Raw genomic sequence first — 18929 nt, forward strand, 5'->3', positions numbered from 1 at the left:
GCCGACAGTGCCGACGCGCCGCCTCACCCGAACAGGATCCGCATCTCCTGATAGCGCTCGTCGGGCACGTACTTCGGTTCGGCGAGCTCGTCGAAATCGACCCGAGCGATGTCGGTGCCGTGCAGCGCGACCATGCGCCCCCAATCCTCCTCGGCGACGAGATCGGTCACCGCCATGCCGAGTCGCGTGGCGAGCACCCGGTCGAATGCCGTGGGGACACCGCCCCGTTGGATGTGACCGAGCACCGTCGCGCGGGTCTCGACGCCGGTGTGCTTCTCGATGAGCGGCGCGAGCACCTCCGCGATACCGCCGAGACGCGGCCGGTCGAATCCGTCGAGCCCCTTGGTGGAGTACGCCTCCTCCATCTCGGGCAGTGTGAAGCCCTCAGCGACGACAACCATCGGCGAACGCCCGCGGTCGCGGACGCTGGTCACCCACTCGCAGATCTGTTCGAGGCTCTCGGGGTGTTCGGGGATGAGGATGGCGTGTGCACCACCGGCAGTACCCGCGTGCAATGCGATCCATCCGGCGTGCCGGCCCATGACCTCGAGCACCATGCACCGCTTGTGGGAGTTGCCGGTGGTGCGGAGACGGTCGATCGCCACCGTCGCGATCTCGACGGCCGTGTCGAAACCGAAGGTGTAGTCGGTGTGGCTGAGGTCGTTGTCGATCGTCTTCGGCACACCGACGATGCGGATCCCTTCACCGAACAGTCGCTTCGAGGCGGCAGCGGTGCCCTCTCCCCCGATGGCGATCACCGCGTCGATCCCGAGGCGGCCGAGGGTCTTCTGGATGTTCTGTGCCCCACCGTCGGGTCCCTGGTACGGACCGAACCGGCTCGTGCCGAGGATCGTGCCACCCTGCTGGGCGAGACCGCGAACACGGCTGCGGTCCAACGGGATCACATCGCCCTCGACGAGACCGCGCCAGCCGTCGAGGAATCCGACGAACTCCTGTCCGTGGACCTCGGTGCCCTTGAGCACCGCACCGCGGATGACCGCGTTGAGCCCGGGGCAGTCCCCGCCACTGGTGAGAATTCCGATCCTCGTCATCCATACCTCCATGGACTCGACTTCGTGCCGGTACCAATCCTGCCTTTCGAGAGCTAGGACCGCAGTGGAGACTCGGGCCAATATCGCACGGATTGGAAGTACTGGGTTGCTTCGGGTTCGGTGGTGTACTCGAGCAGGTTACCGACCTTGGTCGCGAGTACATCGCGGACTTGTTCCGGGCTCGCGAAGAAGAACTCGCGGCGCACGTTCGCATGGTTGACCCGGTACTTCGAGAACTCCTTGTGGAGTTCGTTCTCCAACGCGACGGCATCGTCCGAGAAGTACAGAGCGTGTACATCGAACGGAAACGGTACCGAGGCACCGCTCAGTTCTCGGATTCTGTCGATGGGGTCGAGCCGACGCGTGAGTCCGATCTTGACGACGTTTCGTCCGAAAGCACCGATGTTCGAGATCACGTACACATAGCCGGCCCGGATATTCGCCGCGCGGTAGTCGTTGTCGGCTATCGCTGCGTCCAACCGGGCGATCTCTCGCTCGGCATCGGCACGCTGGGCCGGATCCTGGATGCGAGCAAGCACGTTTCGATAGTGTTCCCGCTCTTTGTCGAGTTCCTGCCTCCTGCGAGCGAGTTCCTGCTCGACCTTGCGTTCTTCGCGAAGTCGTTCGCGCTCTTCTCGGGCGGCCTCGCGTTCCTCGCTGAGTCTCATCTGATGGTCGGCCGTCAGTTCGATCTCGGTGATGCGGAGACGGTGATATGCCGGGTCGATCCGCATCTGCATCGAGGCGCCCAGCTTCTCGATATCGGTAGCGGCCTTGTCCAGGCGCTTGATCGCGGTCTGCAGATTCCCAGCCCGAATCGCGCGGACACAGTTCTCGGCCTCTGCGTTGTATGCGCGCAGCATCAACTTGCCGAGATCACGAGTGAGGCGACGGCCTTCTGCGAGGGAATTGTTGAAGCTGAACTGTTTGCCCACCTCGATGGCGCGACCGTCTGTGATCGACGACCGGATCTCGTCCCGCAGTTCCTCCAATCGCTCTTGGTAGGCAGCGGCGTTCTCCAATGGGTGGTGATACTCGTAGAGACCGACCTCCTGAAGCACGAGGGCGTCTTCGACGGTGATCAACCGATCGTCCGAGGGAAGATCTCTTCCGACCGGTGCGCCTTGTGATGGGGAAACGGGCCGCGCCGACAATTGAGCGGTCAACTCCGCCACACGGTCGACGAGTTCGGCTGCCTCCCGCTCCTTGGCGATCAACGTGCGACGGAGAGCAGTGATCGTTTCCTGAGCGTCGGTCATCCTCGAACTCCCGTCCCGGCCAAGGGCACCAGCCCGTACGGATTCTTCGACACTGCAGCAGACAGATGCTTCAACGTCTGGGCGGGCTCCACGCGTGACAGATCCAGAGCCATGAACGTTTCTCGGTCCACAGCCAATTGCAGGAGTGCCACTGTGGCATCACGCCCGGTAGCGGGGTCCACGGCATCCGCCACAACGGTGAGCGACACGGCGTCGATCACGGCTTCACGGTCTGCCTCGAACACTTCGTGTGCGGTTCGCAGCGCCACTTGATTCACCGCGTTGTTGTACCGCCGCTTCAGGTCGGTTGCGGAGAGCGGAGTCCGAACGATCTCGTCGCTCGCCTTCACATATCGAACCGATTTGATGGACGGAAATTCCCTAGGTGCAGGAACGGCAACCGAAACCTTCATTTCCAGATCCTCGGAGTTGTAGCTGTACTCGTGCACTACGTCGAAGCATTCGGGATAAGCCGAATTCGCCAGAACGATACCGACGTACTCCTCCAGCGCGGCAGGTTCGCGACGGCGCAACCCGGCAATCAATCTGTCGAGTTTCTCGTTGGCAACCTCCACATCGCGTAGACGGCGTTCTTCGGCGGCCTCGTGCGCGCGCATCGACTGTTCGAGCCGCCGGTAGCGTTCGCGTTCGTAGGTGCGCCAGCGGTCACGAAGGACTGCGTTCTGTCGGAATGTCTCCTGGAAGGCATCCCACCAGCCACGCATGTGCTCCCTGTGGACTTCTGCAGCCGCGGAGAGTTCAGCGTTGTATCGGCGATTTCCTCCCAACGCGGCGGCGAGTCCCGACGGCGTGCTCGGAGGCACGAAGCGCGGTTGATCGGGTAGTGCGAAGTACTGAGGTTGCTGCGTGGGCGTCTGCAAATCGCCCGGAGGGTGAAAGCTTCGCCTTTCGACCGACTGTTTCAGCGCTTCGAGATCGACCCAATCGTCCACATCGAGGGTGGCTGCCAGCAAGTCCTCGATGTCCTCGAGTTGCGTGGCGATCAGCGCGTTTTCCTGGGCTGCCTCCGCCTCTCGCTGCGCTACGTATGCGACCTTCGCTTCCTTCTCCAACCTGGCACGATCGGCAGCTGCCGCACGCTGTGCTGCTGCCTCGGCGCGTTCTCGCTCACGTGCGGCTCGTTGCATGGCAGCAACGGTCCGGTTGTGCTCCCGGACTGCTGCCCTCTGCTGTTGCGCTTGTCGCTGCGCAGCCAGCCGCTGTTGATGCTGGAGTTCGGCGAAGAACCCACGTCGTCGTGCCATACCTCTTGATACACCACAAGATCGACGACGAATCCTGACAGGCACACCTACATCGACGAGTCTTCACTCCATGTCGACCGACCTGTATCGATGTCTTTAGCCGGGTGTGACGAGACCGGACTCGTAGGCGAGCACCACGGCCTGTGCCCGGTCGCGCAGGTGCAGTTTTGCGAGAACCTTGCCGACGTGGGTCTTCACGGTCTGCTCGGCGACGAACAATCGTTCTGCGATCTCGGTGTTCGACAGGCCGTGTGCGATCAGTTCCAGCACCTCGAGTTCGCGCGGGGTCAGCGGATCGAGGACGCGGTCGCGCCCTCTCGCCGGCCGGCGCCGGCTGGTGACGTCGGCGATGAGGCGACGGGTGACGGTCGGCGCGAGCAGTGCCTGACCATCGGCGACCACCCTCACGGCCCGCACGAGTTCGTCGGCGGGGGCGTCCTTGAGCAGAAACCCGCTTGCTCCCATCCCGAGCGACTCGTAGACGTAGTCGTCGAGGTCGAAGGTGGTGAGCATGAGCACCTTCGACCGCGGCTCACGGGTGTCGGCAAGGATGTGCCGCGCCGCGTCGAGACCGTTCATCTCGGGCATGCGCACGTCCATGAGGACGACGTCGGGCCGCAGTCGCGCGACCTCCGAGACAGCCGCTCGACCGTCGGGGGCATCGCCGACGACGCTGATGTCGGGCTGGGCTCCGAGCAGTGCTCCGAAGCCCTGCCGGACCATTGCCTGGTCGTCGGCGATGAACACGGTGATGGGAGGGTGCGGTTCGGTCATCGGCACCCACCTTAGGCCCCGGTCAGCACCGGGAGAACCGCTCGGACCTCGAATCCGCCGCCGGGGCGGGGATGGGCGACGAGTTGCCCGCCCACGACGGACGCACGTTCGACCATGCCGAGGATTCCGTTGCCGCCGCTGCGGTCCGACTGCCGAACGGTGGTGTCGACCTGACCGGGCGAGGCCGGCCCGTTGGTCACCTCCACCGTGACGGTCGCCGGCTCCCACTGCAGTCGTGCGGACACGCGGGTGCCGGGTGCGTGCCGGGCCGCGTTCGCCAGAGACTCTTGCAGGATCCGGTAGACGGTGAGTCCGACACCGTCGGAGACGGGTGCGGGGACGCCGACCGTCTCCGTCTCGAGCGCCATCCCGGCTCGGCGGGAGGACTCGAACAGCTCACCGATGCGGTCGATGTCGGGCTGCGGTTCGTGTTCGGGGAGCTGCCCGTCGCTGCGGAGTACTCCGAGCAGGGTGCGGACCTCGTTCAGCGCCTCCCGTGCGGTCGCACCGAGGGCGTCGAATTCGGCGCGCACGTCGTCGTTCACGTCCGGGAGCCGGTAGGGCGCGCTCTGCGCCTGCACGACGATCATCGACATGTGATGGGCAACGATGTCGTGGAGGTCGCGTGCGATGTGCGCCTTCTCCTCGAGGATGGCGCGCCGTGCACGTTCGAGCTCGCTGGCTTCCTCCTGCTGGGCGAGTTGCCGTCGGGAGATCACCAGCCAGCGCACCAACAGCCCGAACACCACCAGCGCGCTGATCCCGATCCCCCAGCCCCAGCCGTCGCTGCCGGGGACGAAGGCCGCGAAGAGCAGAACCGTCGAGACCCAGACGACGAGGACGATCCGGATCTCCTCGCGGATCGCCACGGCGAACACCAGCGCGAGCATCACCATGATGTGCACGACCTGCCACGGATAGTCGTAGCCGGGGACCAGGTCGAACGCTATCGGGATGACGAGTCCCGCCGCCGCGGCCACCGCCCACCCGAGCGCCGGCCGGACGAGCACGAGGAGGAACGGGAACACCGCCATCCCCGAGATCAGCGGCAACAGGGGTGGGGAGACGTCGTGGGTCAGGGGCAGCGTCGGCCACGCGATCGCATAGAGGATCAACGTCACGGTGACCACGGTGATAACGCTCCACCGTCCCCGGCCCAGGCGTCCCGCGGTTCTCACGCCGGACTTCGCAAGCTCTTTCACCTCACCCACGCTAGGAGCCGGGGTCTCGACTGTCCTCATACCTGGGGGTGAGATCCGCATAGCTCTGCGGGTGGTGTCGGCCTCCTCGAGATCGCTCCGTCGCGGGGTCCGGTGCAGGGCTGCGCGTTCCTAGCGTCACCGGCATGACAGTGAGATCCGCAGCGGTCCGAGTCGCGTCGGTCGCCTTCCTCGCCACCGCAGCATATGCCGCCGTGCCGGGGGCGCTCGCCCACTCCGCCGCGCCCCCGACGGAGGACGCCGCGGCCGCAGCGACGGTGACGGCGCTCGTCGCCGACGACGCGGAGGGAGCACTGTCGTCCCTGCCGGCCGATTTCACCGCCGTGATGGGGTATGCGCCGATCGTCGAACAGTGGGCGGACGGGACGACGGTGCTCGCCGACCCCGAAGGTGACTGCTCCGCCCCGGTGCCGCTGCCGGCGGCGTTCGAATCGGCATGCCGGGTGCACGATCTCGGGTACGACCTCCTGCGGTACGCCCACACCACCGGTGGCGAGCTGGACACCGGTGCCCGCCGCGACCTCGACGGTCTGTTCGCACGGCATCTCGACACCGTCTGCCGTTCCGAACCCGGCATCCCCTCCTGCACGCCGATCGCAGGGATTTCTTCTGCAGCAGTGGAATTCAACTCGTGGCGACAGGGTCACCGGACACCTGTCGCGGAATCGCCGTGGGCCCTGGCCGTCGCTGCGGGCTCGGTCGCTCTGGGCTTCACGGCACGAAAGGTACGGCGATGACGATCCTCACGGTGGTTCTCGCGACGGTGATCTCCCTCGCCCCTCCCCTGCTGCCGCGACAGTCGGTCGTGCAGGGCGTCGTCACAGGGGTGTTCGTCGTGGTCGCGCTGGCCGTTCTCCGTCTCGTCGTGACCGCGAGGCGGCGGACCGGTCGGGCTCCGCGGCCGGCGAGACCGGAACTGCGTGTGCCCGTCGGCCTCGTCGGCGGATCCGTCGTTCTGGTCACGGCCGCCGGTGCGCATCGGTGGCAGAACGGTCTGCGGGAGGCGATGGCGGTCCCGGCGCTGGATGTGCGCTGGTGGCTGGAGGCACTGGCAGTCGCGATCGTGGTCGTCGCGGCGCTGCTCGCCCTTCCGCGCCTCGTGCACCTCCTGTCGCGACGCGGGGTGGCGGTGGCCGTCGCCGCGACGCTGGGAATCGGCGCCACGGTTGGGATCGGCACCACGGCGGCCTTCTCAACCGGAGGGGCGGTCGACACGGTCGCCTCCCCCACCGCGCTCTCGGCGGGATTGTCGGGTGGCGTGGGATCGGCGGTGTTGTGGAACCGGTTGGGTCGAGAAGGGCAGAAGTTCGTGTCCCTGCCCTCCGAGGGGTCACCGATCCGGATCTACATACCGTTGTCGGCCGCGCCGGATCCGTCTGCGCGCGCCGAGTTCGCGGTGGACGAACTCCGCCGGGCGAGAGCCTTCGACCGACCGCATCTCGTGGTGGCCGTGCCGACCGGCTCGGGCTGGGTCGATGCCGCTGCGGTTCGCGGCTTCGAGGACCGGTGGGGCGACGATGTCGCCATCGTCGCCCAGCAGTACTCGGACATGCCGAGCTGGGTGACCTTCGTCCTCGATCGCGGTGCTGCGGAGGAGGAGGCCCGCGCGCTCGTCACCGCCTTGCGGGCGTACCTGTCCACGCTGCCCGACGAGCGACGCCCCGCCCTGCACGTCTACGGGCAGTCTCTGGGAGCGTCCGGCGCGAGCGCCGTCTTCGACGACGAACCGGAGCCGTGTGCACTGTTCCTCGCGGGGCCACCCGCGGGGGTCCGCACCGCCGGTGCGAGTGTCCGGGCGAACACCTCCGACCCGGTGGTGTGGTGGCGGCCGTCGCTGCTGTGGTCGCCGCCCGATCTGTCGCATGCGCGCGCCGATGCCCCGACCCCGCCGTGGCTGCCGGTGGTGTCGTTCGTGAACACAACGGTGGACCTGCTCACCTCGCTCGAGGCGGCACCCGGTCACGGTCATCGCTACGGCGACGATCAGGCGCGGTGCATCTCCGCCGACGGGTAGATCGCGCCCACACGGATCGGCGTCCGGATACACCGCGACCCGCCGGCCGACGAACGGCACGACGGGTCGTGGTGTGGGAAAGGATCAGGCGACGATGGGTCCTCGTGCCGCCTCGAAGGCCGCACCCACGCGGTACAGGCGCTCGTCGGCCAGAGCCGGGGCCATGATCTGCAGACCGACGGGGAGACCGTCGTCCGCCGAGAGGCCGGACGGCACCGACATCGCGCAGTGCCCCGCGAGGTTGGTCGGGAGCGTGCACAGGTCGGACAGGTACATCGCCAGCGGATCGTCGACCTTCTCGCCGAGCTTCCACGGCGTGAACGGGCTCGTGGGCGAGACCAGCACGTCGACCTGCTCGTAGGCCTTGTCGAAGTCCTGCGCGATGAGGCTCCGGACTTTGAGTGCCTGACCGTAGTAGGCCTCGTAGTAGCCGGAGGACAGCGCGTAGGTGCCGATCATGATGCGGCGCTTGACCTCCTTGCCGAAACCGGCGGCGCGGGTCGCGGCCATGACCTGCTCGGCACTCATCGTGCCGTCGTCGACGCGCATGCCGTACCGCATCGCGTCGAAGCGGGCCAGGTTGGAGGAGACCTCCGACGGCAGGATCAGGTAGTACGAGGCGAGCGCGTACTCGAAGTGCGGGCACGAGACCTCGACGACCTCCGCACCGAGCTTCGTGAGCGTCTCGACCGCCGCATCGAACGACGAGAGCACGCCGGGCTGGTAGCTGTCGGAGTGCAACTCCTTGACCACGCCGACCTTCAGGCCCTTCAGGTCGCCGGCCGCACCCTGGCGCGCCGCCTCCACGACGGGACGCACGGGGGCGTTCACCGACGTCGAGTCGCGCGGGTCGTGCCCGGCGATGACCTCGTGCAGCAGCGCCGTGTCGAGGACGGTGCGGCCGCAGGGACCACCCTGGTCGAGCGACGACGCACAGGCGACGAGGCCGTACCGAGAGACCGTGCCGTAGGTGGGCTTGGTGCCGACGGTGGCGGTGACAGCGGCGGGCTGGCGGATCGAGCCACCGGTGTCGGTGCCGATCGCGAGGGGTGCTTGATACGACGCGAGCGCCGCAGCGGAACCGCCACCCGAGCCACCCGGGATACGGCTGGTGTCCCACGGGTTGCGGGTGGGGCCGTAGGCCGAGTTCTCGGTGGACGAACCCATCGCGAACTCGTCCATGTTGGTCTTGCCGAGGATGGGGATCCCGGCCTCGCGCAGCTTCGTGGTGAGCGTCGCGTCGTAGGGCGAGACCCAGCCCTCGAGGATCTTCGAACCGCACGTGGTGGGCATGTCCGTGGTGGTGAACACGTCCTTGAGCGCGAGCGGCACACCGGCGAGCGCCGAGGCCGGTTTCTCGCCCGCGGCGACGGCACGGTCGACCTCGTCCGCGGCGGCGAGCGCCTGCTCGGAGGCGACGTGCAGGAAGGCGTTGTACTCACCGTCGACCTCGGCGATGCGATCGAGGTGGGCCTGGGTGACCTCCACCGACGACAGTTCGCCGGCATGGATCTTCGACGCCAGAGTCGCGGCGTCGAGGCGTGTCGTATCCGTGCTCATTCGCCCTCTCCCAGGATCTGCGGGACCGAGAAGCGATCCTCCTCGACGGCCGGCGCACCGGAGAGCGCCTGCTCGGGTGTGAGACCGGGGACGACGACGTCGGGTCGCGTCACGTTGGTGACGGCGTTCGGGTTCGCCATGGGAGCCACATCGTCCGCGGCCACCTCCGACACCGCCTTGACGTGGTTGAGGATCGAATCCAACTGACCGGCGAACTCGTCGAGTTCGGCATCGGTCAGCGCAAGCCGGGACAACCGGGCGAGATGCGCGACCTCGTCACGGGAGATGGCAGGCACCGTGAATGGCCCCTTTCCGATGGAGAGTGAACGTCCTGTCCAGGGTAATGCGTCCTGGAAGCGACGGCGCACGCGGTTCGGCGACATCACTCGTCGCCCGGTCGGCGTCGCGTCCCGTCCGCCGATGTTGCAAGCTTCGCAACGCTGTGTTGCGTTCGTGTGACATGCACCGTCGCGACCGGGGATTATCGATGGGGTCGGCATAATTTCGGATCTGCGCCGTCCCGGACGCCGGCGCCGAGGTGCAAGGATGTGGTCTGCCAGAGGTCGACACGGGCCCCTGGGCCGGCACTCGGATGCCGGCGCACCATGTGCCGTCGATGTGGCGTTCGTCGACGGCACGAAACCGACTGGGGAAAGGACTCACGTGTCGTACCTCTTGCGTGTCAGGCTCCCCGATCGTCCCGGTAGCCTCGGCTCGCTCGCCCTGGCGCTCGGTTCGGTCGGCGCCGACATCCTGTCGCTCGACGTCGTCGAACGCGGCACGGACTTCGCGATCGACGATCTCGTCGTCGACGTCGAGCCGGGCAAGCTCCCCGACACGCTCCTCACCGCGGCCGAGGCCCTGCCCGGTGTGACGGTCGACTCGATCCGGCCCTACGCCGGAATCCTCGACACCCATCGCGAACTCGAACTGATCGATCACGTCGCCGCCGCCCGCGACGACCGCATCCAGATCCTCGTCGACGGCGCTCCCCGGGTGCTCCGCGTGGGTTGGGCAACCGTGCTCGGAGTCGGCCCGAACGGCATCTTCCGCATCGCGGGGAGCCCCGGTTCGCCGGAGACCCACCTCAACGGCGTGCCCTGGATGCCGCTCGCCGAGGCCACCCTGCTCGACCACGACGGTGAGTGGGTGCCGCAACTCTGGCGCGACATGGACACGATGCTCGCGGCCGCGCCCCTCGGCTCGCCCGAACGCGTCCTCGTCCTCGGCCGCCCCGGCGGACCGGAGTTCCGTCCGTCCGAGATCGCACGCATCGGTTACTTCGCGGGCATCGTCGGCACCGTCCTCCGATAGTCCCCCGGGTTCCGGTCGCAGCTTCGGGAAAGGGTCTCAGCCGACGACGAGCCTGTGCGCCTGCGCGATCGCTTCCTCACGCGAATGCACGCCCAGTTTCCGGTAGAGGGAACGCAATTGGGTCTTGACGGTGTTGAGGGTGACGAACTGTTCCTTGGCGATCGTGCTCGCCGTGCCGCCGGCGAGCAATGCGTCGAGGACCGCGCGCTCGCGTGGGGTCAGCCGTACGACGACACGGATCTCGCGGAAGATGCCGTACTCGGCCATCGCCGGGTCGAGATCGATCGGCAGGTCGACCCCGAGCGACAGGATGTCGCGCACGGCCGAGGGCGGGACTCCGACGAACGGCCGTGTCACCCCGGCATGTTCCGCCAGCACCACGGCCCGCTGGAGATGCCGTCGCGCATCGGTGCGGCGACCGAGTCTCAGAGACGCCACCGATCCGATCAGGGCGAGTTCCGCACCGACGGCCGGACAGTGCTCACGGGCGGCATCCCCACGATGCACGATCACCTCCGCGCCTCCGGGATCGCCGCCGAGCAGACGCAATCGCGCACGGGCCGGAGCCGTGAGGGGGTGCGTCGAGCTGTCGACCAGCTCGCGCGCCGCGCGGGCCTCGCCGAGCGCGAGGTGCAGGTCGGCACGCGCGGCATCGACCAACACCGCGGAGATACCGGTGAGGCGATGGGAGAAGTGCTGAAGTTCCGAATCGATGTACAGCAGGCCGTCGGCGGGCACACCGCTCAGCAGCGCCAGTCGCCCCCGCGCGTACATGACGGCCGCCCACAACTCTTCCGTGTGGCGGGGAGTGCCGAGTTCGGAGAGCGCGCGGAAGGCCGTGCCGGTGTCGAGCCTGTCGAGGGCCACGAGCGCGGTGGCGACCAGGCCCGCCGTACGGATGAGGGCCTCGGCCTCTCCCATGATCGGCGGATGCCGGAGCTCCTCCTCGATCCACCGGGTCGCCTCGTGGGTCCGGCCCCGGAGGGCTTCGAGGAGCGCGAGTTTGCCCGCGGCCTCTCGCTCGACGAACACACCGCGACCCGCCGTGTGGGCACGGCGCAGCATCGTTCCGGCATCGGTGGTGCGTCCGCCGAGGAGGTAGACGGTGCCGAAGTTGAGGTATTTCAGTCCGTGGGCGTGCCGGGTCGTGCCGTCCAGCGTCTCGAAATTCGGCACGGGTTCGGTGGCCAGGCCGTCGCACACTTCCATCGCCTCGTCGTAGGCACCCTGCATCCGGAGACCTCCGAGGCGAAGGATCGTTTCGAAGGATCGAGGGAAGGCCCACTGTTCCGGCTCTCCCGCCTTGTTCCGGGCACCGGTGATCGTCCGCAGCGACGCGACGGTGCGATCGTTGGTCGTCATGTCGTCGGGGAGCAGCTCGAGCAGCACGATCCCCAGGGAGCGGAGCGATCCGCTTCCGTACAGTGCCACCCAGTTCTTCTCGACGATGTCGATCGCGCATCGCCAGTCGCGCCGCTCCACGGCATGTTCGAGGGCGATGTCCGGACGCGAGCGCTGCAACCAGTAGTCGATGAGAGCCGACCGCGCATCCCACAGCTCCTTCGGGTATTCGGCGCTGCCCACCCGCAGGAGTGATCTGTGGACGACCTCGGGATAGCGCCAGGCGGTCTCGCCGTCCGTGGAGTCCTCGTCCGTCGAGCAGGCCTCGATCAGTCCCGACTCGGTCAGCGCGGTGAGGAAGGCGTCGCTGTCGTCGATGTGCGGTAGAGCCGAAATCGACGACTCCGTCACCGTGTTGGGTGCGGCGGAGACGAGGACCGAGCGGGAGGACAGTGCCAGTGAGGGATCCGCGGCCACGACATGCATGACGACGAGATCGACGGTCGAGTCGACCAGGACGTCGAGGGCGTCGGTGCCGTAGACCCGATCCGGCTTCTCGGCGCGCAGCGTCGCACACACCGCCGCGACGAATGCGGCGAATCCTTCGGTGCGGCGGGTGATCCACTCGATGGTGCGTTGGTCCCGCGCAAGTCCGAAGAGCCGGCACAGTGCAGCGGTCTCGTCCACGGTGAACGCCAGGTCGTCGTCGCCGACGATCGTCCTGTGCGGGTGTCCGTCGACAAGTTCGGCCCACGAGCCTGCGGCCCTGCTGGTGACCACCATCCGCACCTGCGGCCCGAGCCGCAGCAACTGCCCGACCCGGTCTTCGATCGCTTCGACCGACCGGACACCGTCGAGCACGAACATCACGGGCCGGGGGTGCCGGACCAGTATCGAACACAACGAGTCGAAGGAGCCTTCCGCCGCAACGGGTTCGTCGACTCCGAGGGAGGTGCACAGCAACGATGACACCGTCGCCCAGTAGGTCTCGGGTGTGACGTCGTGCGCGGGTTCGGGAATCACCACCGGCGCCCACTCGGGACACGGGTCGGTCGCCAGCCACGTGTCGACGAGGGTCGTCTTGCCGGAGAAGGGGCCACCGAGGATCACGGCGAGTTCGGAATGCGCGGACAGAACGGAGAACAATCGGCGACGGGACAAAGGCAGTGTTCTCGGCACGTCCACTATCCCTTTCGCATCCGGGCAGCATCGCCCTCGAAACGGACTCACAAGTATGTGCAAATATTAGCAGCCGGCGGGGGAAATGACGGATTTCGCCGGGATTCCGATCGCGCGCCAGGAATCACATCGAAGTAACTCCGCACCTCCATTCACACGGTCCACGAACGGATTTCACGTCGGCGGGGGAGAAACTCGGTGAGCTTCTCCCCCGCTGCGACTTCGTTCAGTGTGCGAATGCCTGGTCGGTGTGGCCGCGACCGACACCCTCGCGGAGATATCCGACTACATCGGCGATGTCTTCACCGAGCTTGTGGGCGATGTCCCGGCTGAAGCCCTCGCGAAGCACGATTCGCAGGACCGCGACGTCCTCCGCGTCGGCCGGCATCGTGTAGGCCGGAACCTGGAATCCGCGGGCCCGCAATTCGTGGGAGATGTCGAACACCGTGAAGCCGGGGTCGCCCGTCACCTCGAAGGAGATGACCGGGATGGCGGAGCCGTCCGTGATGATCGCCATGTTCTCGATCTCGGAGATCTGCTTCGACAGCATGAGCGCGGTGTCGCGCAGGGTCTCCATGATCTGCGTGTACCCGGCGACACCGAGCCGAATGAAGTTGTAGTACTGGCCGATGACCTGGTTACCAGGACGCGAGAAGTTGAGCGTGAACGTCGGCATGTCGCCACCGAGGTAGTTGACCCGGAAGACCAGGTCCTCGGGCAGATGTTCCTTCGAGCGCCAGACGACGAAACCGATACCCGGATAGGTCATGCCGTACTTGTGACCACTGACGTTGATGGACACGACCCGCGGCACACGGAAGTCCCATTCGAGGTCCGGATGGAGGAAGGGCACCACGAAGCCACCGGAGGCGGCGTCGACGTGCAACGGGACGTCGGGACCGCCGGAGGCCGCGAGCTCGTCGAGCGCGGCGGCGATCTCCGCCACCGGCTCGAGTTCACCGGTGAAGGTGGTGCCGAGGATCGCGACGACGCCGATGGTGTTCTCGTCGACCGCTTCACGGACCTGCTCGGGGGTGATGACGTAACGGCCGGGCTCCATCGGCAGGTACTTCGGCTCGACGTCGAAGTAGCGGCAGAACTTCTCCCACACCACCTGCACGTTGCTGCCGAGCACCAGGTTCGGCTTCGACGCGTCCTTGCCGGCGGCCCTACGGGCCTCACGCCAGCGCCACTTGAGCGCGAGACCGCCGAGCATGACGGCCTCGGACGAACCGATCGTCGAGACGCCGGTGGCCGACGACGGATCGGCCGGATCGAGGTTCTCGGCGTGGAACAGGGCCGCGACCATGTTGACGCAGCGGGTCTCGATCTCCGCCGTGGCCGGATACTCGTCCTTGTCGATCATGTTCTTGTCGAACGTCTCGGCCATGAGACGACCCGCCTGCGGATCCATCCACGTGGTGACGAAGGTCGCCAGGTTGAGCCGCGAGCTGCCGTCGAGCATCAACTCGTCGTGTATGAACTGGTACGTCGCCTCCGGATCGGTCTCCGACTTGGGAAGTCGCAGAGCAGGAATCGGGTCGGTACCGAGTCTGCCGGTGAAGGCAGGTGCGAGTGTCTCGGCTGGAGCATTGGACTCTGACATGGTTTCCTCCATTTCCCGCATCGAACACTCGTCGATCCGGTGACTTCAGGACATACGGGGCGGCTCTCACACCTCGATCGGCGGGTACAGCCTCTCCATCGTGTAGCGGCGGTTGCGCCGAACCGACAGGGCACTCAGCGTCAACGATACGAGCAGGATTCCGGCCAGGACAGCGATTGCGATCCACAATCGCGAATCGATGTTCTCGGCGACGGTGAGCTGCCGCAGACCGTTGACGGTGTAGGTCATCGGGTCGAACGGGTGGATGTACTGGAACGGCTTCGCCGTGGTCGGCACGGGGTAGATACCGCCGGCCGAGACCAGTTGCAGCATCAGGAAGGCCAAGGTCACCACCCGACCGACGGCGACGCCGACGATCGCATTGAACGCTTGGATCATGGCCAGATACGTTGCGGAGATCAACATCAGGAACAGGATCGTCCCCACGACGTGCTTCACGTCCAGTCCGACGCCGAAATGGACGACCGTGTACATCACGATCACCTGCAGGATGCCTACCAGCAGAGCCGGCCAGTACGACGCGAGGACCGTGCGGTAGGCACCGAGTCCCGCGACGGTGGGCCGCGACTGCAACGGGGTGAGCAGCATCCAGGTGATGATGCCGCCGACGAACAGGGCGAGCGACAGGAAGAACGGGGCGAAACCGGTACCGAAGGTGGGTGCCTCGTTCGTGTAGTTCTGTTGCAGAGCAACCGGAGTCGACAACGTCTCGGCGGTGGCGGTGCGTTGTTCGTCCGTCCAGTTCGGCACCTGGGTGGCACCCTGGCTCAGGGCCTGCGCGAGTTCCTGCGAACCCGACTGCAACTCGACCATGCCCGAGGACAGCTCTCCTGCTCCGTCGGCCAACTGGACACTGCCGTCGGTAAGTTGGACGAGACCGGAGTTCAGCGTGGCGGCACCGGAGCTCAGTTCGTCGACACCGCTGCGGAGTCGGTTCACGTCCGCCGCCAGTCCCCCGTTCGACAACGTCGCCAGGGCTCCCTGTAGCGGACTGTTCGGGTTGCCGAGTTGATACTCGAGTTGTTCGGCGCCTGCCTGCAGACGCATGATCTCAGCGCGTAGGGCGTCGGCATCGGAGGCCGCCTGTTGCGCCGTCAGCGGTGTCAACGCGGTGATCGCCTGCTGCACGACCGGATCGGAGCTCCGGTTCAGGATGTCGACGACCTGCTGTACGGCCTGGTTCACCGTCGACTGCGTGGTCTGCGGTACCCGCGATTCGAGGGCGTCGAGCGAGGCCCGCAGCTCCGCTGCCTGCCCGGCGACACCCGAGAGGGCACCGCTGTCGAGCGCGCTGAGCAGCGGACCCGTCACGCCGTCGATCGCGGTGGCGAGTTCGTTCGCGCCGGTAGCGAGCTGCGCCGACCCGTCTCGCGCCGTGACCATGTTCGTCGCGAGCTCCTGCGATCCCGAAGCGAGCTGGTCCGCGCCGCTCTTGGCCGTGTCGATGCCGTCGGCGAGTTGCCCGGCACCGTCGGCGGCCTGCTTCAGACCCGAGCCGGCGCTCTCGAGACCGGTGAGCACGGTCCCGACACCTTGGGCACCGATCGTGGAGTTCACCTGTCCGATCACCTGTTCGGACGCGTCCTGCCCGATGATCGTCGCGAGATAGTTGTTCGCGTCGTTGAAAGTGAAGACCAGATTCGCCTTCTCCGGGTTGTCGCCGTTGGGGGATTCGACCGCTTCGGTGAAATTCTCCGGAATCGTGATGGTGTAGTAGTACTTTCCGTCGGCCAGACCCGCGACGGCGTCCTCTTCCGACACCTCCGCCAGATCGAGCTGACCGGATGCGATGAGGGACTTCACGACCTGATCGCCGGCGTCGACCTGTTCCCCCGTCGACGAACGACCGGTGTCGTTGTTGACGATCGCCGCGGGAATCTTGTTCACCGCACCGAACGGATTCCAGAAGGCCCACAGGTACATGGCCCCGTACAGCAACGGCATGAGAATGATCGTCGCGATCGCGATGCGCGGCATCGTGCCGCGGAAGTATCGCTTCGAGTCGCTACCGAGAGAGACGCCTGCGAGCACTCGTCACTTCCTCTTCGTCAGGACGCCGATGTCACCGGGTCCGAGCAGATCGTGCATGTCCACCACGGCCCGTACCCCGCTATCGGGGTCGACGGGATTCACGTCGCCGATGATCACCGCCTGGTTCTCACCGAGCGCGACGAGCCGGCCGAGCAGGGTGGCACGTTCGACGTCGTCGGCGATCCGATCGATCCGGCCCACCACCAGCAGTGGCGGACGCCGGGTGTTCGCCACCGAGATCCGCAGGAGCAGTTGCTGGAGTTCGGGGAGGTCGTCGACGAACGCCTCGAGCGGTGGCAGCGGTACGTCGCCGAAGATCTCCTCGCACATCTCGGCGATACCGTCCTCACGGACCCGCGGAACGAACTTGTACCACGGGGAATCCCACCGCTTCTGCTCGGTGACGAGATCGCGCACGGTGACCGACGGGCGTACCTCGTCGAGCTCGTTCATGCACGCAATCGCCGACCGCGCGATGATCTTCTGCGGTCTGTCCTCGCCGAGAACCGTCAGCGATCCCCGGGTCAGTCGCATGCGACCGCACAGAGCCATGAGCAACGCGGTACGCGCAGCACCGGCCTGCGCGGCCAGAACCGTCACTCCCCCGGCGTCGAGGTCCAGGTCGAGGGGGCCGAAGACATGGCCCCAGGGTCCGTGGAGTTCGATCCCGCGCGCCGACACGAGTGTGCCCGGCGTCTGCCGGGCGGTTGCCCGCTGCACGACCGGAGCGCCGTACGGCGGAGTCCCGACATCATCCGGTTCGGCTGTGCCCACCGGTGTTCCGCCGTAGTTTCCGTTCACGACGAAGGGATCCTCGAGCTGCTCGTCCGACAACTCGTCCCAGGCCTCTGCGTCGCTGTGCTGCCCGTAGTGAGTCACCGACTGTCCTTGCGCCGAGCGAGTGGGGTGTGGTGCCGTGTCCGATGCGCTGCCACGGTCACAGGCTGTTCTTGACGACGTGGCCGTTCTTCACGATGACCGACAGGTTCTTTGCCGGATCGGCGATCAGACTCACATCCTCGAGCGGGTTGCCGTCGACGAGGAGCACGTCCGCCCAGGCGCCCTTGTCGATCACACCCCATCGGGCCTGACGGTAGGGATCGCGTTCGCCTGCGAGCCGGAACAGTTCGGCGTTTCCGGAGGTGAGCATCCGCAGCGCGTCGAGGTTGCTGTAGTGGTCGCCGAGCCGCGCGGCCATCTCGCTCTGGCGCGGCGCGATCTGCGGCTCGAGCAGCAGGTCGGTTCCCCAGGCCGTCTTCACGCCGTGCTTCTGCGCCCACTCGTAGACGTGGTCGGTGCCGGTGCAGATCTGCTTGTCCTTCTCCGCGCGATCCGGGTCGGGATAGTGGTGGTCGCCGAGCGCGAAGGGCTGCATCGACAACCACACCTCCTTCTCCGCGAGCAGTGCGACGGTCTCCTCGTCGGCGAGGTGGCCGTGCTCGATCGACTTCACCCCGGCCGCGACCGCGCGGCGGATCCCGGTGACGTTGTAGACGTGGGTGGCCACGTACGTGCCGTAGTCGGATGCGGCCTGGACGGCGGCACGCAGTTCTCTGTCGATGAACTGGACGGTGTACAGCGGGTCGTACATGGACGCCGCTCCGCCGCCGACCATCAGCTTGATCTGCGATGCACCTTTCTTGAGTTGCTCGCGCACGGCTGCGAGGACCCGGTCCTCACCATCGGCGACCCGCATGAAGCCGATCTGTTCGGCGCGGGCCTGATCCCCACCGAGGGCTGTGGGGCATTCGTAGACGAAGCCGAAGTCGCCGTGCCCGGACGTCTGCGAGATCGCGGCCTGGGACGGGTAGATGCGGGGACCGTCGAACAATCCCCGGTCGATCACCGATTTGATGCTGCCGGTGTCACCGGCCATGTCGCGGACGGCGGTGAAGCCGCGCAGCAGCATGTTGCGGGCCTCGGCGAGGCCGTTGAGCGCGATGTGCGCTTCACTGCCCATCACCATGTCGATGTAGGAGTTCGCGTTACCGACGAGGTGGACGTGCGCGTCGGACATGCCGGGCATGAGGACCCGCCCGCCGCCGTCGATCACGTCGGTCTCGCGGCCGGGTTCGTCGCCGATCGGCGATTCGGATACGGCGACGATGCGGTCTCCGTCGATCAGTACGTCGCCGGTGACGAGCTCTCCGGAAACTCCGTCGAAAACTCGCACATTACGAAAAAGAAGGCGCTGAGTGGACTTACCGGTTTCCGTCATGGCTGGGACGCTAACGCGCATCGAACACGACTTCCGATCAACCGAAAGGATCCCGAACCAATTCACCCCAACCGT

Annotated in this window: 15 protein-coding genes; 3 read left to right on the plus strand and 12 right to left on the minus strand. The window is 66.6% G+C overall.

Translation table 11 applies throughout. The annotated features are described in order from the left end of the window. Nucleotides 1–23: 23 nt before the first annotated feature. From RBB84_RS10690 to RBB84_RS10710, 5 genes are all read right to left on the minus strand, one after another. A complete protein-coding gene (locus RBB84_RS10690) occupies nucleotides 24–1052 on the minus strand; it encodes a 6-phosphofructokinase (protein WP_006554543.1) in 1029 nt (342 codons plus the stop codon). A gap of 53 nt (nucleotides 1053–1105) precedes the next feature. Continuing rightward, nucleotides 1106–2311 (minus strand): DUF4041 domain-containing protein, encoded by a 1206-nt coding sequence (locus tag RBB84_RS10695; protein ID WP_033097745.1) that lies wholly within the window; start codon nucleotides 2309–2311, stop codon nucleotides 1106–1108. Further along, nucleotides 2308–3459 (minus strand): hypothetical protein, encoded by a 1152-nt coding sequence (locus tag RBB84_RS10700; protein WP_156666038.1) that lies wholly within the window; start codon nucleotides 3457–3459, stop codon nucleotides 2308–2310. The genes RBB84_RS10695 and RBB84_RS10700 overlap by 4 nt, the downstream gene beginning before the upstream one ends. Nucleotides 3460–3672: 213 nt before the next feature. Beyond that, nucleotides 3673–4350: a response regulator transcription factor gene (locus RBB84_RS10705; RefSeq protein WP_033097743.1), complete on the minus strand. Its 678-nt coding sequence runs from the start codon at nucleotides 4348–4350 to the stop codon at nucleotides 3673–3675. Nucleotides 4351–4361: 11 nt separating this feature from the next. Beyond that, the gene (locus tag RBB84_RS10710) at nucleotides 4362–5561 is read right to left on the minus strand and encodes a histidine kinase (RefSeq protein ID WP_156666037.1); all 1200 of its coding nucleotides are present in this window, start codon (nucleotides 5559–5561) and stop codon (nucleotides 4362–4364) included. Between the two features lie 134 nt (nucleotides 5562–5695). Between RBB84_RS10710 and RBB84_RS10715 the strand changes: the two genes are divergently transcribed. Both RBB84_RS10715 and RBB84_RS10720 read left to right on the plus strand, forming a co-directional pair. Beyond that, nucleotides 5696–6307 (plus strand): hypothetical protein, encoded by a 612-nt coding sequence (locus RBB84_RS10715; RefSeq protein ID WP_006554546.1) that lies wholly within the window; start codon nucleotides 5696–5698, stop codon nucleotides 6305–6307. After that, nucleotides 6304–7584, plus strand: coding sequence for an alpha/beta-hydrolase family protein (locus RBB84_RS10720; RefSeq protein ID WP_033097741.1), 1281 nt, complete (start codon nucleotides 6304–6306; stop codon nucleotides 7582–7584). Before RBB84_RS10715 ends, RBB84_RS10720 begins: the two co-directional genes overlap by 4 nt. Before the next feature lie 84 nt (nucleotides 7585–7668). Here RBB84_RS10720 and gatA read toward each other — a convergent pair whose 3' ends face one another. Together gatA and gatC are read right to left on the minus strand one after the other, a co-directional pair. After that, nucleotides 7669–9144, minus strand: coding sequence for an Asp-tRNA(Asn)/Glu-tRNA(Gln) amidotransferase subunit GatA (gene gatA, locus RBB84_RS10725; RefSeq protein WP_006554548.1), 1476 nt, complete (start codon nucleotides 9142–9144; stop codon nucleotides 7669–7671). Continuing rightward, the gene (gatC, locus tag RBB84_RS10730) at nucleotides 9141–9440 is read right to left on the minus strand and encodes an Asp-tRNA(Asn)/Glu-tRNA(Gln) amidotransferase subunit GatC (protein ID WP_006554549.1); all 300 of its coding nucleotides are present in this window, start codon (nucleotides 9438–9440) and stop codon (nucleotides 9141–9143) included. Before gatC ends, gatA begins: the two co-directional genes overlap by 4 nt. Nucleotides 9441–9807: 367 nt before the next feature. Here gatC and RBB84_RS10735 point away from each other — a divergent pair, with 367 nt between their 5' ends. Beyond that, nucleotides 9808–10458: an amino acid-binding protein gene (locus tag RBB84_RS10735; RefSeq protein ID WP_016691181.1), complete on the plus strand. Its 651-nt coding sequence runs from the start codon at nucleotides 9808–9810 to the stop codon at nucleotides 10456–10458. A 36-nt stretch (nucleotides 10459–10494) separates the two neighbouring features. Here RBB84_RS10735 and RBB84_RS10740 read toward each other — a convergent pair whose 3' ends face one another. The 5 genes from RBB84_RS10740 to RBB84_RS10760 form a co-directional block, all read right to left on the minus strand. After that, nucleotides 10495–12978: a LuxR C-terminal-related transcriptional regulator gene (locus tag RBB84_RS10740; protein ID WP_231911912.1), complete on the minus strand. Its 2484-nt coding sequence runs from the start codon at nucleotides 12976–12978 to the stop codon at nucleotides 10495–10497. Nucleotides 12979–13204: 226 nt separating this feature from the next. Continuing rightward, on the minus strand, nucleotides 13205–14584 hold the full coding sequence (locus RBB84_RS10745; RefSeq protein WP_024101396.1) for a glutamate decarboxylase: 1380 nt from the start codon (nucleotides 14582–14584) through the stop codon (nucleotides 13205–13207). A 66-nt stretch (nucleotides 14585–14650) separates the two neighbouring features. Then, nucleotides 14651–16636 (minus strand): YhgE/Pip domain-containing protein, encoded by a 1986-nt coding sequence (locus tag RBB84_RS10750; RefSeq protein ID WP_033097740.1) that lies wholly within the window; start codon nucleotides 16634–16636, stop codon nucleotides 14651–14653. Nucleotides 16637–16639: 3 nt separating this feature from the next. Next, complete coding sequence (locus RBB84_RS10755; RefSeq protein WP_033097739.1) at nucleotides 16640–17515, minus strand: hypothetical protein; 876 nt, start codon at nucleotides 17513–17515, stop codon at nucleotides 16640–16642. Between the two features lie 58 nt (nucleotides 17516–17573). Further along, the gene (locus tag RBB84_RS10760; RefSeq protein WP_033097738.1) at nucleotides 17574–18854 is read right to left on the minus strand and encodes an amidohydrolase family protein; all 1281 of its coding nucleotides are present in this window, start codon (nucleotides 18852–18854) and stop codon (nucleotides 17574–17576) included. Nucleotides 18855–18929: the final 75 nt, after the last annotated feature.

Source organism: Rhodococcus sp. D-6 (genome assembly GCF_040256695.1).
Classification (GTDB): Bacteria; Actinomycetota; Actinomycetes; order Mycobacteriales; family Mycobacteriaceae; genus Rhodococcus; species Rhodococcus pyridinivorans.